Consider the following 14330-nt stretch of genomic DNA (forward strand, 5'->3'; position numbering starts at 1 on the left):
AATTGATTCTGCCCCTTTCGTTTTTATCATTGCTGCGTATGAGATCTAAAAAATGGCTCCATGCCAATTATCTTGACAGTGTCGAGACAATTGAGAAATCAGAGTCCAATAAAAAAGCCCAACAAACTGCTGGGCTCCTTTTGAATCAAAACTAAATCAAACGTCAATATTCCCAGCCCGCAAAGCATTAGACTCAATAAACGCACGACGCGGTTCCACGTCGTCGCCCATTAATGTCGTAAAGATCTGATCCGCGGCAATCGCGTCTTCGATCTGTACTTTGAGCAAACGGCGTACTTTTGGGTCCATCGTGGTTTCCCACAATTGGTCTGGGTTCATCTCGCCCAATCCTTTATAGCGCTGTTTGGAGACGCCGCGTTCGGCTTCTTCGCGTAGCCAGAGCATGGCGTGGTGGAAGTCTTGTACTGCGATTTCTTTCATGCGCTCGCCTTCGCCGCGGCGTATGAAAGCGCCTTCGCCTAACAAACCTTTGAAGGTTTGTGCGGCGTTTTCTAATACTTTGTAATCGCTGCTTTCGACGAAGTCGGCGTCGATGCTGCTGACTTTGACGTTGCCGTGGTACATGCGTTCTATGCGCAGGCTGAGCATACCTGAGAGTTCGTCACTGCGAACGACGGCTTTGACGGCTGGGTCGTTCATGGTTTTGGTCAACTCTTGTGCGGACAATTCCGCGTTTTCTGGCGTGTCCATTTTCAGTGCGACACCGGTCATGATCGCGGTCAATGCTGCGCGATCGATCACGCGGGTTAAGCGCGTCATGATGGCGTTGGCGAGGTTGAATTGGCGGACTAACTCGCCCAGTGCTTCACCGACGATAGGCTCTGCGCCTGTGCTTGGTGTAAGTGATGCGCCGTTTAATGCAACGGTGGTCATGTAGACCGCTTCTTCGGCGTCATCTTTTAAATAGCGTTCGTCGCGACCGGCTTTGACTTTGTACAAAGGTGGTTGCGCAATGTAGATGTGACCGCGTTCTACCAATTGTGGCATTTGGCGGTAGAACAGTGTTAACAACAACGTACGAATGTGAGCACCGTCGACGTCCGCATCGGTCATGATGATGATGCGGTGGTAGCGCAATTTGTCGGCGTTAAATTCGTCAGGGCCGATGCTGGTGCCGAGTGTGGCGATCAGCGTCGTGATCTGTTCGGAGGACAGCATTTTTTCAAAGCGCGCCTTTTCTACGTTCAAGACTTTACCGCGCAGTGGCAAGATCGCTTGGAATTTACGATCACGGCCTTGCTTCGCAGATCCACCCGCAGAATCACCCTCGACGATGTAGAGTTCGCATAGCGCGGGGTCTTTTTCTTGGCAGTCGGCGAGTTTAGACGACAAGCCCAAACCATCCATCACGCCTTTACGACGTGTGAGTTCGCGCGCTTTGCGGGCGGCTTCACGAGCGCGTGAGGCTTCGACGATTTTGCCGCAAATGATTTTGGCGTCGTTCGGACGTTCCGCTAAATAGTCAGTCAAAGTCTTAGTGACGATTTCTTCCACTGGGCCGCGCACTTCGCTGGAGACGAGTTTGTCTTTGGTTTGTGAGCTGAATTTTGGTTCTGGTACTTTGACGGACAACACGCAAGTCAAACCTTCGCGCATATCGTCGCCTGTGACTTCCACTTTGGCTTTCTTGGCGTATTCGTGTTCGTCGATGTATTTGTTGATGACGCGCGTCATCGCTGCGCGCAAACCAGTCAGATGCGTACCACCGTCGCGTTGCGGAATATTATTGGTGAAGCACAGCACTTGTTCATTGTAGGCGTCGTTCCATTGCATGGAAACGTCGACCGTAATGTTGGTGCCTTGGTCCGACATCTTTTCACCAGTCGCCTGGAAAATCGTTGGATGCAAAACGGATTTGTTTTTGTTGATGTATTCCACGAAACCGCGCGTACCACCTTCGAACGCAAACAATTCTTCTTTGCCTGTGCGGTGATCGTTCAGCTTGATGCGGACGCCGTTGTTCAGGAAGGAGAGTTCGCGGATACGTTTTGCTAAAATTTCGTAGTGGAATTCAACGTGCGTGAAGATTTCTTCGTCGGCCCAGAAATGGACTTCGGTACCGCGTTTGTCGGTGTCGCCTAAAACTTTGATCGGTGAACACACTACGCCGTCGATGGTTTCAATTTCACGATTTTGCGGTACGCCACGGACAAATTCCATCGCGTATTTTTTTCCATCGCGACGAATCGTCAGCTTTAATAATTTGGACAGACCATTCACGCAAGACACACCCACACCGTGCAAACCACCGGACACTTTGTAGGAGTTTTGATCGAATTTACCACCTGCGTGGAGTTCGGTCATGACGATCTCCGCCGCGCTACGCTTAGGCTCGTGTTTATCATCCCACTTAATGCCAGTCGGAATACCGCGACCATTATCGGTAATCGAGATCGAATTGTCATTGTGGATGGTGACGTTAATTTCGGTACAGTGGCCAGCTAAAGATTCGTCGATGGAGTTATCCAAGACTTCGAATACCAAATGGTGCAAACCTGTGCCATCAGAGGTGTCACCGATGTACATGCCGGGACGCTTACGTACGGCTTCAAGACCTTCAAGAATTTGAATGGACGATGCGCCATAGCCAGCGGATGTGGCAGACTCAGTTGCTGGTACGTTTGCTGGCGTTGCTGTGTTGTCTTGGGTATTCTCGGACATGGCTACCTTCTGAAATTAACAAGCAGCTTTTGGCTGCGATTCTTAGTGCTTTGTTTGCTTCTTTTGTAGGGCGGGTGCAACCCGCGCTGCTCAGGTGCTCGGTGGGTTGGCGGCGCGGGTTGCACCCGCCCTACATTTATTTTTTTACTCCCTCTCCCGCAAGCGGGAGAGGGTTGGGGTGAGGGTGGTTAAATTCTTGAATAAATCAATTGTTTGTTGAAACCCAATTCCGGTACTTTGGAAATTCATGAATTTCTGAACGCCCCTCATCCCCGACCCTTCTCCCGCTTGCGGGAGAAGGGAGGTTTTTTGCATCAAATTCGCATCGGCATGACTACGTATTTGAAATCACCATTCTCAGGAATCGTGATCAAGGCTGATGAATTGGAATCACCCAACGCAACATTAATCTGATCGACTTTGAGGTTGTTCAATACATCTAACAAATACGTCACGTTAAAGCCGATATCGACGCTGTCCCCACCGTAATCGATTTCGATTTCTTCAACGGCTTCTTCTTGATCCGCATTGGTGGACAAGACGCGCATTAAACCTGGTTCGATCACGCAACGTACGCCTTTGAATTTGTCCGATGTCATAATCGCGACGCGTTGCAAAGAGCGCAGGAGTTTTTCACGGCTTAAGGTGAAATTGTTTTTGTAACCTTTTGGGATCACGCGGTTGAAGTCAGGGAATTTGCCTTCGACCAATTTGGAAATCAATTCGATATCGGCAAAGGTCAATTTGACTTGGTTGTTGGCGATGTCGAGTTGGACTGGTTCGTCTTTGTCTTCCAACAGACGTTGCAATTCCAAAATCGTTTTGCGTGGAATGATGACTTCTTGACGTGCGAATTCTTGTTCGACTTCGACTTGCGCATACGCCAAACGGTGACCATCGGTCGCTACCGCAATCACGTTTTTACCATCGACGACTAATAACAAGCCGTTCAGGTAGTAACGAATATCTTGTTGCGCCATGGAGAAATGCACCATGTTGAACAAGTGCTTCAAGGCTTTTTGCGGGAGGCTGACGCTGGCATTGAAATGCTCAGCTTGAGCGACCGTTGGGAATTCTTCCGCAGCTAAAGTCTGCAAAGAAAAGCGTGACTTACCCGATTGCACGGTCATCTTTTTGTTGTCCAGCTTCAGCGTGACGTCGTTGTCATCTGGTAGCGCGCGCAAGATGTCGAGCAACTTACGGGCTGCTACTGTGGTTGCCGTGACTTCGCCACCTGAGCCGATTTCTGCGTGCGTCGTGATTTGCACTTCGATATCCGTCGATAAGAAGGACACTTTTTCGCCGTCTTTACGGATGAGGATATTGGCCAGAATCGGCAATGTGTGCCGACGCTCGACAATACCACTCACAATTTGCAGGGGCCGTAATAGGGTATCCCTGTGAGTTTTGACCAATTGCATGTTATATCCTCACTATTCAATGTTAAAGGATGCATCATCGATACGAATAATTCGTACCGCATGTTCGCAACTAATTACTACGCTTACATTGGGAGGACTTGCGAAAAACTGCCCAAACTTCTGCGGCCAATTTTACGTAAATCCTACGCCGGTCTTTACTGCTAATTACTACTTACGTCTGTCTTCACTCCCGTCTCCCGCAAGCGGGAGACGGGATACAAATCCTATAAACTATCCCTTCAAAGTCTGTTCCAACACATGAATCTCATGGTTGCACTCAGGACTCTTAGCGCGATCCGCCGTGATCTTGCGTACTGCATGCAACACTGTGGTGTGATCACGTCCGCCAAATAATTCACCGATCTCCGGCAAACTCTTTTGCGTCAATTCTTTGGCCAGATACATCGCAATCTGACGTGGTCTGGCGATATTCGCTGGCCTACGTTTGGAATACATGTCGGCGACTTTGATGTTGAAAAAGTCGGCGACAGTTTTCTGAATATTTTCAACTGAGATCTGGCGGTTTTGTACCGACAACAAATCTTTCAGCGCTTCTTTGACAACATCAATCGTGATGTCTTTACCGTGGAAACGTGAATAAGCCAAGATCTTACGCAAAGCACCTTCGAGTTCACGCACATTCGAGCGCAAATGTTTGGCGACGAAGAAGGCCACGTCATCGGAGAAGTTGACGCCTTCGGTGTACGCTTTTTTCAGCAAAATCGCGACGCGCATCTCTAATTCCGGCGGTTCAATTGCGACTGTTAAACCGGAATCAAAACGCGAGATCAAACGATCATCCATACCCGTGATTTCTTTCGGGTAGGTATCGCTGGTGATAATGATTTGCTTCTTCGCGGCGATCAAGGCTTCAAACGCATAGAAGAATTCTTCCTGCGTACGGCTCTTGCCACCGAAGAATTGAATATCATCGATCAGCAACAAATCGAGCGAATGGTAATAGCGTTTAAATTCGTCAAAACCTTTGCGCTGGTAAGCAGTCACAACGTCGCGCACGTATTGCTCGGCGTGGATGTAACGGATTTTTGCGTTTGGTTTGTCGTGCAAAATCTGATTGCCAATCGCGTGGATCAAATGTGTTTTGCCGAGGCCAACACCGCCATATAAAAATAGCGGGTTATAAGAAACGCCCGGATTGTTAGCTACCTGTATCGCTGCCGCGCGTGCTAATTGGTTGGCTTTACCTGTAACGAAACTATCAAAGGTCAAATCGAAATTAATGCGTGCATTGTCACGGCGTGGCGCTGTTTCTGGCGGCGGTTCGTTAGGGATGCCGTCGGCCTGCGCTGCTTGAGATGTACGTTGTCCGTGATCTGCGCCATTGCCTTGGCCTGAATTGGCAGGTGCAGTCGTGGTTGAAATGGGTTTCTTGCCAGCTCGTGGATCGATGATGAATTCGACGTCAACGGTGTCGTCCCAAAATTGCGCAGCAAATTCGGTGATGCGGCTGGCGAATTGGGCTTTGACCCAATCTAATTTAAAGCGATTAGGCGCACCGATACGCAGGCGACCTTCTTCAAAGTCAACCATCGTCAAAGGCTTAATCCAAGCACTAAATTGCTGAGGCGTGAGTTCCTGTTCAAGTTGTGAGGAGCAGGCTTGCCAGAAATTTTCCATGAATCGCTTTACTGTTTATTTACTTATTACTTAAGTTTTTGTTCTTATCAAAATCGACCAAGTCTAGGATCGCCAGACACTATCGATTCTATTTTAATGTAACTAAATATCTGCTTTAAACACTACCAATACTGATATCTGCCGAGCTCAGTGCTCGTTGCGTAAAAAATGATGCTGATCGCTACAAACTCAAACGATTATCGATTATAACGGAGCAAATCCAAGCACCAAGCCTTAAATTCGTATTCGTTTGCATCAAATATTTATTGAAATAATGATTGCATCAGGCAATAGTTCAGACCCCGCTATTCTACTCTTCGCGGGCATAGTTATCCACAGGCGAGGGTAAATTTCTTTTCATTAACACTTCTGAAAATCCAAGAAAAACAGGCAAATGGATTGACAGTCGGCTTCAAAATGGTGTCTAATTACGGGTTCCCTACCCTGTTTTGTTAGATGTGTGCTTTTATTGCATTGACGCTATCTTGATAGTTTGTTGATGATAAGAGCGAAACCACAAGATGAAACTAAGCATGAGCAGCGGTTTTGGGGCAGTAATCGTGTGAATAGCGTGTTGCTATTGTTTATATAGTGCTTCTCCATAACGGGGCATCATCAAAGCAACGGCGCAATGCACTATTACCCGTAATTCCGATTTATTTTTTGCTCAAATAGTGAGATCAACATGAAACGTACTTATCAACCTTCCGTAGTTCGTCGTAAGCGCACTCACGGTTTCCGCGCTCGTATGGCAACACGTGGCGGCCGCGCAGTTTTGAACGCACGCCGTGCTAAAGGCCGTAAGCGCCTCGCAGCTTAATCGCGAACATAAATCCAATTCTAGGGCGCATCTCGTCGTTACAAATGCTCGCCATACTTGTGTATGGCTGTGCTTTGCGCCTAGATCTGCATCCCTATAATTGAATTTCTGAATCGCGCTTTGGTCTAGTATCTAGTCTGTTAGTTAATTCAATAGGTTTAAAAATTATTGTGACTAATTTGACTACAACTCCTGACCTAGCTCAAAACCAGTTGTCCGGCGGTGATTTTGCGCGGGAGCGACGAATACTTAAAACGGATGAGTTTTCATCCGTTTTTCGTTTACGCCCTGTGCAAAGAACGGCGCATTTTGTATTATATGCGCGCTCTAATGCTTTGCCGCATGCTCGCCTTGGTGTGGTGGCTGCAAAACGTTTCGCACCGCGCGCTGCTACGCGCAATATGATCAAGCGTGTTACACGTGAGATTTTTCGACAGTCTGAACTGATGAATGTGGATTGCATTGTGCGCTTATCTAAGCCAGTCAATAGCAAAGCCGGTCCTGCTACTAACGCGCAATTAAAGCGCGCTTTGCGGGACGAAGTATTACGTCTATTCGTTTCGCAACGCTTAGCGAAGTCCCTTATCTTGGCGCAGTCTGTCGCTGTTCCCGAGTCTTCCCCATGAAATCCTTATTGCTGCTGATCTTGCGTGGATACAAGCTGGCGATTAGTCCTATGCTAGGGCAAAATTGCCGTTTTTATCCCAGCTGTTCAGAGTATGCGATGGAAGCGATCCGTGAATATGGCGCGGCCAAGGGTTCCTTCATGGCGGGTAAGCGACTTTGCAAGTGTCATCCCTGGCATCCGGGCGGTATTGATTTAGTCCCGCCCAAGTCAGGTGAAAAAACTGCAAACGACGGGGATGAAAAATCGGCTAATGCCCCCACATCAGACTGCACCCAAATAAGTAAGCAAATAAGCAGCCAAAATAAACAACTTAGTAAGCAACTTAGTAAGCAGCCAACTAGTTAAATTTTTCCGATCTTCAACATATATCAACACCTACACAAGTGGATAAAATGGATATAAAGCGCACCGTCCTTTGGGTTATTTTCTCGATGTCTCTGTTACTCCTGTGGGATAACTGGATGCGTCATAACGGAAAACAATCAATGTTCTTTCCGGCAACGACTACACAACAGGCTAAAAACGCTAGTGCTTCGGCAACTGCTACGCCAGCGAGCGCTGCAGCAACAGCAAGTGCCACCGCTGCCGCTACTGACACGAATGCAATTTTTGCACCTGTGATCAGAAGTGAAACGATCACGATCACAACCGATTTGATCAAAGCGGATATCGATACGATAGGCGGCGAGATCAAACGCTTGGAATTGTTAAAGTATCCGGATAGCAACGATCCTAAGAAAAATGTCGTGCTATTTGACAGTCATGGCGATCGGATGCGTACAGAAGAAACGGGTTTCTTTGGATTTTTCAAAGGAACAAAGCAAGTTGCTGAGCCAGCACGTACTTACGCCGCACAGACAGGTTTGTTAGGCGGTAATTTCCCTAATCACAAATCCGGTTTTGTCGCTTTGCCAGGTCCACGCTCTTTGGACGGCGCGAATGAATTGAATTTGGTGATGGAGTCCGAACAAGCTGGCGTGAAGTTGACTAAGACTTTGACCTTCAAAAAAGGCAGCTATGTGATCGATGTAAAACACACGGTTGCTAACAGCACAGCGGCGGCGATTACACCTTCCTTGTATTTGCAATTAATTCACGACGGTACCAAACCAACGTCCGGCGGTATGTTCTCTGGCCAAACTGAGTTTTACGCACCTGCGGTATACACGGAAGCCAAGCATTTCCAGAAGCTGAGTTTTGAAGATATAGAAAAGCGTCACGCTAAAGCAGATGCCAAGCCAGATCATGAAACTATTTCTGAGAATGGCTGGGTTTCTATGATTCAGCATTTCTTCGTGTCGGCTTTCATTCCAGAAGATAAAGTAAAACGCGAAATCCGCACTGAACGTGTGCGTGACAATATTTATTCTGTAAGTTCAGTGATTGCTTTGGGCAGTGTTGCACCAGGCGCTACAGCAACGTCTAGTGCGCGTCTGTATTCTGGTCCGCAAGAATCTGCGATCTTGGAAAAAGTCGCACCAGGTATGGAATTGGTCAAAGATTATTGGTATTTCGCCATGATCGCTAAGCCTATGTTCTGGATTATGGAATTGATCCATAAAGTCTTGGGTAACTGGGGTTGGACTATTGTGGTGTTTACGATTGCGATCAAGTTAGCCTTGTTCCCATTGTCGGCGGCTGGTTATCGCAGCATGGCGAAGATGAAAGTGGTTACGCCAAAAATGACCGCGTTAAAAGAGAAATACAAAAACGAACCGCAGAAGTTAAATGTGGCGATGATGGAGCTCTACAAAACTGAGAAAATCAATCCGCTCGGTGGTTGTTTGCCTATTCTGATCCAAATGCCTATTTTCTTGTCCTTGTACTGGGTTTTACAAGCCTCAGTTGAAATGCGCGGCGCACCATGGATGGGTTGGATTATGGATTTGTCTAAACCTGATCCCTACTTAGTCTTGCCGATTTTGTACGCAATTTCTATGTATATTACGACTAAATTGAGTCCAGCTCCTGCTGATCCGGTACAGGCGAAAATGATGTTGTTTATGCCTTTGTTGTTCTCTGTGATGTTCTTGTTCTTCCCGTCCGGTTTGGTCTTGTATTGGGTCGTCAATAACGTTTTGTCTATCGGTCAGCAATGGGTCATCAATAATAAGATCGTTCCGCCTGAGCATCGATAAGCTTTCATTCGATTCTGAAGATAAAAAAGCCCATCTATCATGGGCTTTTTTATTATCCTCAAGCGCCTTTTTTGCTGCAGATCATGTCGTGTTTACGATACAGCTGTCAGTATCAAACTCTGCAGTTTTTTCGCAGATTTCCCTATAGCAAGGTTAGAATTTCCTTATGACACACACTTACGACAGCACCCCGATTGTTGCTATCGCTACCGCGCCGGGTCGCGGCGGTATAGGCGTGGTGCGTATTTCTGGTAAAGATCTCAGCGAGATCAGTCGCGCATTGTTTGGTAGCGCGAATTTAAAACCGCGTCACGCTACTTACCTCGACTTTACTCAAGCCGATGGCACAGTGATCGATCAAGGTTTGGCGATCGCCTTTAAAGCACCGCATTCGTATACGGGCGAAGAGGTATTGGAGTTGCAAGGTCACGGTGGCCCAGTCGTCATGCAAATGCTCTTGACGCGTTGTTTAGAAGCAGGCAAAGAGCAGGGCTTGCGTTTAGCCGAGCCGGGAGAATTTACCCAACGTGCTTTCATGAACGACAAGCTAGATCTGGCGCAGGCCGAAGCGGTTGCCGATCTGATCGAGGCATCCACCGAAGCCGCTGCAAAATCCGCATCACAATCGATGTCCGGTGCGTTTTCCAAAGTGATTCATGCCTTAGTAGAAAAAGTCGTGCATCTGCGTATGCTGGTCGAAGCGACTTTGGATTTTCCTGAAGAAGAAATTGATTTCCTCGAGAAGTCTGATGCACGTGGTCAGCTCCGTGAAATTCAAAAAGCCTTGCGTACGGTGTTTGAACAAGCCGCACAAGGTGCACTATTGCGTGAAGGTTTGAACGTCGTATTAGCCGGACAACCGAATGTCGGCAAATCATCTTTGTTAAATGCACTAGCGGGTGACGACATCGCCATCGTGACGCCGATTGCTGGCACTACCCGCGATAAGGTGACCGAGACGATACACATTGAAGGAATCCCTCTAAATATTATCGATACTGCCGGCATCCGTCATGATCATGACGAAATGGTCGCGGGTGAAGTGTCGAATAAGATCGATGCGGTTGAACGTATCGGGATAGAACGTACTTGGAATGAGGTACAAAAAGCGGATGTGATCTTACATTTGCTCGACGCCAGTCGTGGTCCGACGCGTGCCGACGAAGAAATAGCAGAGCGTTTTCCGGAGACTGTCCCCGTTATCTGCGTTTGGACCAAGATCGATATATCCGGGCATCATGCTAGTGTCGATACGGTTGGTGAAGTAACTCAAGTGTATTTATCCGCGCAAGAACACTTGGGCATGGATTTACTGCGTCAGGAACTATTGCGTATCGCTGGCTGGCAGCAAACAGGTGAATCTTTGTATTTGGCACGCGAGCGCCACTTGATCGCTTTGAAGCATGCACACGAACATTTAGAGCAAGCGGCTGCCTATGCCGCGCAAAATGATCAGTCACTCGACCTGTTCGCAGAAGAGCTGCGTCTCACGCAAGACCGTCTCAATAGCATTACCGGCGAATTCACTTCCGATGATTTGTTGGGCGTGATTTTCTCGCGGTTTTGTATCGGCAAATAGAAACATTCTTAGTGCCGTCTATCGATGGCACTGAGCGTCTTTTGCAAATCCTCCACCAAGCGTTTGGGACTACTTTTTGGGTATTCCAATGGCGAAAAAGGCATGGCGTTGTCGGCATACTCATCGATGAGTTTCTTCAGCGCTGCCAGATCCTCGCCCAGGTAGTCGATACGCTTTCCGTTGTCACTGATGGCACTCAGTTTTTCCTGCAAAATCTCTTTGTGCACGATGTTCGTGATGCTGTCAGGCTTTGCTACACATAGGCTGAAAACGCCGTTGAGAAAGTGCTGCCAGTTGCTGTTGACTCGCTGATCTATTCCGGCCGCAATGGCTTTGCCAGTCTCATCAAAACAATCTCGCAGGCGGAAGGTGTTTCCATTTTCGATCGCTAAAGCTTGCGCGAATTCTTCGGCAAATTGCTCTCTTAAGATCGCTTTCGCTTCGTTAGCACCGTGAACTTGCAAAGTATCGAAAGCATGTTTTGTCCAAGCTGATGCGGCTGGATGAAAGTAAGTTCCTACTCGCAGTTCTACAGTGGAATCCGGATCGAGAAGTTCGCCAAAGACCACGGACTTGCAGCGCTGAGCATCAATGACTAGGTAGGACGGCGCTGGAATAAGTTCGCCCGCGACCAGCTCTTCGATATCTTGAAGGCAGAGTCCGCAGTGTTCCGCAAATTGAGTTTGATCAAGGTAATGGCGATCGAGGTAATCTTGGGTTGAATTCATACTATTCCCTAAGGATGTGCTGCGCGGCTGTCGCTTGGTGCTTGCTCGCGCTCTGTGAGGCCATAATCACGCATGACCGCAGCAATGCGAATCCGGTAATTGTTGAAAATGGTTTGACGGCCTTGGCTCTGAGCTGCGCGGTGTTCTTCGGTGTTGCGCCATTGTGCTACAGCTGCTTCATCACGCCAGAAAGAAAGTGACAATAGCTTGCCGGGGTCACCTAAACTTTGAAATCGTTCAATAGAAATGAAGCCATCCATCTCTATCAGTTGAGATTTTAAGTCCGCAGCAATATCAAGGTAGGCTTGTTTATGAACCGCATGTGGCTGTACTTCAAAGATCACGGCGATCATGACATATCCTTATGATGTGTTTGAAAGATTGGCAAACGCCCGTTGACCGATGGTCGATATGTCCAGTGTAAATGATTCAAGGGATGAACATTTGCTGGACGGTTTGAACGATGTGCTAAGGACGCCAAAATGTGATGCAGTCCAGCACTGGCAATGCGGAGAGCCATAGTCTCTCCAGGACAAGCATGTCGGCCATAACTAAAGCTTACAGAGCGCCGGTCGCTACGATCCAATATTAGTCTTTCTGCATCAGCGTTTCCTGCTGGATCTCGATTGGCCGCAGCCAATAACAATAAAATACAGTCACCGGATCGCAGTGAGGCACCATAGAATTCACAATCGCTCTTTGCGAAGCGGCGTGTAATTTGTACTGGCGAATCAAAACGCGCAACTTCGTCGATTAGTTGAGGTAGCTTTTCAAGATCATGTTGTAGTTCGGAGTACAGCGCAGGATCACTATGTAGCGCAATTAAGGTGTTGCCGATCAAGCCAATACTGGCCTCATAACTTTGTGAAAGCAGGCCAACCAAATTGGCGAGTAGAGCAGATGCGGAATCCCAACCTGCGGCCTTTGCTTCGGCTTGTAGTCGATGTAAAAAACTATCAGGATCGCTGCCTGCACTTGATAGCAAAGTTTGAAATGAGCTCATTAAAGTTACGGTTGATTTACTCGCGGCCTCTAATTGTTCAGGCGTACTGATAGGCGAAAAGCATTGCACAAACTCATCGATCCATAGACAGATTCGCTCGAGTTCTGAATGTGAAAAACCGCAAAGGCTTGCGATGACAGAAACGGCGACGCGGCTGATCCAAGCATTGAGCTCATTAGCCTTATTGATATCGTAGCGTCGTGATAAATCTTCGACCACCTCGGCGATCACTAAGTCGAGTCGCTGCAGATCTAGTTGGTTTAGGCTGGTTTGCAATACCTGTTTTCCTAGACGATGTTTGTCACCCTCATTCATACGTATTAATAGTGAAAACAGCTCGCCAGCGCTACTGCCAGCAATAGGTGGCGGTACTTGTGCACTAAGTGGTCGAACTAAAAATTCGGGCGACGCCAATATCTCTTGAACGACGTTGAATTGAGCCACAATCCAACATTGTGTGCCTTCATCAAAGCGTATTTTGTCTTGCGAGACATGCCATTGATATGCTGGATAGGGGTCTGGATGCGAAGGCAGCGCTAAAACAGGGATAGAGGGCATCGGATACTTTCTGAAAAATCAAGTGATTAGTCTAAACCTTGTTTGTCTTGAACAATTCGCTTACCATCAAACTATGTCTGTAGATGATATCAATATTCAATTGGCCAAGGTCGCCGCCGCGATTGCTGAACCGGCACGCGCCACAATGTTGTGCGCGTTGATGGATGGTCGCGCACGTACCAGTACCGAGCTGGCGATGTTGGCAGAGATTAGTCCATCAACCGCGAGTGTGCATTTGGGAAAATTGCGTGAACAAAGCTTGGTGCAAGTGCTGGCGCAAGGTAAGCATCGCTATTATCAATTGTCCGGCGGACAGGTCGCTGCTGCTTTAGAATCCTTGATGGCCATCGCGGGTCGTATGCGACCTGATTTTACGCCATCAACACCTGAGCGCCTGCGTCAGGCGCGTACTTGCTACGATCATATGGCGGGTGAATATGCGGTGGCGATACACGACTATTTATTGAGCAACAACTATCTGATAGCACAACAAGATCCCAGGGCTTATGAATTAAGTGCTGATGGTGAACAATTATTTGCCTCGATCGGTATCGAGCTGGCAGCAATGAAAAAAGGGCGCCGACGTTTTGCTTGCGCATGCGTCGATTGGAGCGAGCGCCGTCCTCATCTAGGTGGTGCAGTCGGCGCTGGTTTGCTCAAGCACTTTGTGCAACATGCATGGGTGGAAGCTGACTTAGACAGTCGCGCTTTGCGGCTAACGACGAAAGGTCGACGCCAGTTCGCAAAGCATTTTGGATTATTTTCGACTTGATCACATGCTTGGGTCTGAGCAACTTAGACTTACTTCTGCAATCAATCAGCCCAGCTCTGCAGCGTTTCATACACCAACCGGCTAGGAACGCAATCTTCGGGGAAATGCGCCATAAAGTCGGCACGCATTGCATTTGCAAACTCACTCAAATAACGTTCATAGTTGGCAGTGCTGCTCGCCTGATAACAGGTGCGATAGTGAGTAGGATTTACTTTGTCGAAGCGGATTTCTTCAAAGCACTTGGTCGCCCAGATTTCAGGAATATGTTTTTCACGCATATACCGTTCAAATTGTTCACTTAAATCGATGCGGATATTCACGCTGACTTCGTAGAGGATCATGGCTGATTTCATGTGTATTTCT

The 14330-nt window shown here is 47.8% G+C and carries 12 protein-coding genes and 1 pseudogene; 6 read left to right on the forward strand and 7 right to left on the reverse strand.

Annotation, left to right across the window (positions count from 1 at the left end; all coding sequences use genetic code 11):
* Positions 1–156 precede the first annotated feature (156 nt).
* From gyrB to dnaA, 3 genes are all read right to left on the reverse strand, one after another.
* Positions 157–2682 (reverse strand): DNA topoisomerase (ATP-hydrolyzing) subunit B, encoded by a 2526-nt coding sequence (gene gyrB / locus ACO0KZ_RS05945; RefSeq protein WP_422993725.1) that lies wholly within the window; start codon positions 2680–2682, stop codon positions 157–159.
* 314 nt (positions 2683–2996) lie between these two features.
* The gene (dnaN, locus tag ACO0KZ_RS05950) at positions 2997–4103 is read right to left on the reverse strand and encodes a DNA polymerase III subunit beta (protein ID WP_186891296.1); all 1107 of its coding nucleotides are present in this window, start codon (positions 4101–4103) and stop codon (positions 2997–2999) included.
* A 231-nt stretch (positions 4104–4334) separates the two neighbouring features.
* Positions 4335–5741, reverse strand: a complete 1407-nt coding sequence (gene dnaA, locus ACO0KZ_RS05955; RefSeq protein ID WP_422993727.1) for a chromosomal replication initiator protein DnaA — start codon at positions 5739–5741, stop codon at positions 4335–4337.
* A gap of 685 nt (positions 5742–6426) precedes the next feature.
* Here dnaA and rpmH point away from each other — a divergent pair.
* The 5 genes and pseudogenes from rpmH to mnmE all read left to right on the forward strand — a co-directional run bounded on the left by rpmH (position 6427) and on the right by mnmE (position 10906).
* Entirely contained in the window at positions 6427–6561 is a 135-nt protein-coding gene (gene rpmH / locus ACO0KZ_RS05960) for a 50S ribosomal protein L34 (protein ID WP_061535510.1), read from the forward strand.
* A 170-nt stretch (positions 6562–6731) separates the two neighbouring features.
* Positions 6732–7187, forward strand: coding sequence for a ribonuclease P protein component (gene rnpA / locus ACO0KZ_RS05965; RefSeq protein ID WP_422993729.1), 456 nt, complete (start codon positions 6732–6734; stop codon positions 7185–7187).
* A pseudogene (yidD, locus tag ACO0KZ_RS05970) lies at positions 7184–7441 on the forward strand (membrane protein insertion efficiency factor YidD); the annotation flags it as partial. The gene rnpA and the pseudogene yidD, both read left to right, overlap by 4 nt.
* A gap of 140 nt (positions 7442–7581) precedes the next feature.
* Positions 7582–9327, forward strand: coding sequence for a membrane protein insertase YidC (gene yidC, locus ACO0KZ_RS05975; protein WP_422993731.1), 1746 nt, complete (start codon positions 7582–7584; stop codon positions 9325–9327).
* A 166-nt stretch (positions 9328–9493) separates the two neighbouring features.
* Complete coding sequence (gene mnmE, locus ACO0KZ_RS05980) at positions 9494–10906, forward strand: tRNA uridine-5-carboxymethylaminomethyl(34) synthesis GTPase MnmE (protein WP_422993733.1); 1413 nt, start codon at positions 9494–9496, stop codon at positions 10904–10906.
* Between the two features lie 8 nt (positions 10907–10914).
* Here mnmE and ACO0KZ_RS05985 read toward each other — a convergent pair whose 3' ends face one another.
* Genes ACO0KZ_RS05985 through ACO0KZ_RS05995 form a run of 3 tightly spaced genes read right to left on the reverse strand, consistent with a single transcriptional unit; the run spans position 10915 to position 13195 of the window.
* Entirely contained in the window at positions 10915–11634 is a 720-nt protein-coding gene (locus ACO0KZ_RS05985) for a DUF6058 family natural product biosynthesis protein (RefSeq protein WP_422993735.1), read from the reverse strand.
* Positions 11635–11642: 8 nt separating this feature from the next.
* Entirely contained in the window at positions 11643–11987 is a 345-nt protein-coding gene (locus tag ACO0KZ_RS05990; protein WP_422993737.1) for an antibiotic biosynthesis monooxygenase family protein, read from the reverse strand.
* Complete coding sequence (locus ACO0KZ_RS05995) at positions 11984–13195, reverse strand: cytochrome P450 (RefSeq protein ID WP_422993739.1); 1212 nt, start codon at positions 13193–13195, stop codon at positions 11984–11986. The genes ACO0KZ_RS05990 and ACO0KZ_RS05995 overlap by 4 nt, the downstream gene beginning before the upstream one ends.
* Positions 13196–13268: 73 nt before the next feature.
* On the opposite strand from ACO0KZ_RS05995, the gene ACO0KZ_RS06000 reads away from it, so the two are divergent.
* On the forward strand, positions 13269–13967 hold the full coding sequence (locus tag ACO0KZ_RS06000) for an ArsR/SmtB family transcription factor (protein ID WP_422993742.1): 699 nt from the start codon (positions 13269–13271) through the stop codon (positions 13965–13967).
* Between the two features lie 41 nt (positions 13968–14008).
* Here the strand turns inward: ACO0KZ_RS06000 and ACO0KZ_RS06005 are convergent, their stop codons facing one another.
* Positions 14009–14320 (reverse strand): DUF4286 family protein, encoded by a 312-nt coding sequence (locus tag ACO0KZ_RS06005; protein WP_422993744.1) that lies wholly within the window; start codon positions 14318–14320, stop codon positions 14009–14011.
* Between the last annotated feature and the right edge of the window lie 10 nt (positions 14321–14330).

It is taken from the genome of Undibacterium sp. Di24W, from assembly GCF_049340325.1.
In the GTDB taxonomy this organism is placed as follows: Bacteria; Pseudomonadota; Gammaproteobacteria; order Burkholderiales; family Burkholderiaceae_D; genus Undibacterium.

What these genes read in the sequence shown, in the direction of transcription:
- gyrB (WP_422993725.1), bottom strand. Translation starts at nt 2,682, where the DNA reads ATGTCCGAGAATACCCAAGACAACACAGCAACGCCAGCAAACGTACCA.
- dnaN (WP_186891296.1), bottom strand. Translation starts at nt 4,103, where the DNA reads ATGCAATTGGTCAAAACTCACAGGGATACCCTATTACGGCCCCTGCAA.
- dnaA (WP_422993727.1), bottom strand. Translation starts at nt 5,741, where the DNA reads ATGGAAAATTTCTGGCAAGCCTGCTCCTCACAACTTGAACAGGAACTC.
- rpmH (WP_061535510.1), top strand. Translation starts at nt 6,427, where the DNA reads ATGAAACGTACTTATCAACCTTCCGTAGTTCGTCGTAAGCGCACTCAC.
- yidC (WP_422993731.1), top strand. Translation starts at nt 7,582, where the DNA reads ATGGATATAAAGCGCACCGTCCTTTGGGTTATTTTCTCGATGTCTCTG.
- mnmE (WP_422993733.1), top strand. Translation starts at nt 9,494, where the DNA reads ATGACACACACTTACGACAGCACCCCGATTGTTGCTATCGCTACCGCG.
- ACO0KZ_RS05985 (WP_422993735.1), bottom strand. Translation starts at nt 11,634, where the DNA reads ATGAATTCAACCCAAGATTACCTCGATCGCCATTACCTTGATCAAACT.
- ACO0KZ_RS05990 (WP_422993737.1), bottom strand. Translation starts at nt 11,987, where the DNA reads ATGATCGCCGTGATCTTTGAAGTACAGCCACATGCGGTTCATAAACAA.
- ACO0KZ_RS05995 (WP_422993739.1), bottom strand. Translation starts at nt 13,195, where the DNA reads ATGCCCTCTATCCCTGTTTTAGCGCTGCCTTCGCATCCAGACCCCTAT.
- ACO0KZ_RS06000 (WP_422993742.1), top strand. Translation starts at nt 13,269, where the DNA reads ATGTCTGTAGATGATATCAATATTCAATTGGCCAAGGTCGCCGCCGCG.
- ACO0KZ_RS06005 (WP_422993744.1), bottom strand. Translation starts at nt 14,320, where the DNA reads ATGAAATCAGCCATGATCCTCTACGAAGTCAGCGTGAATATCCGCATC.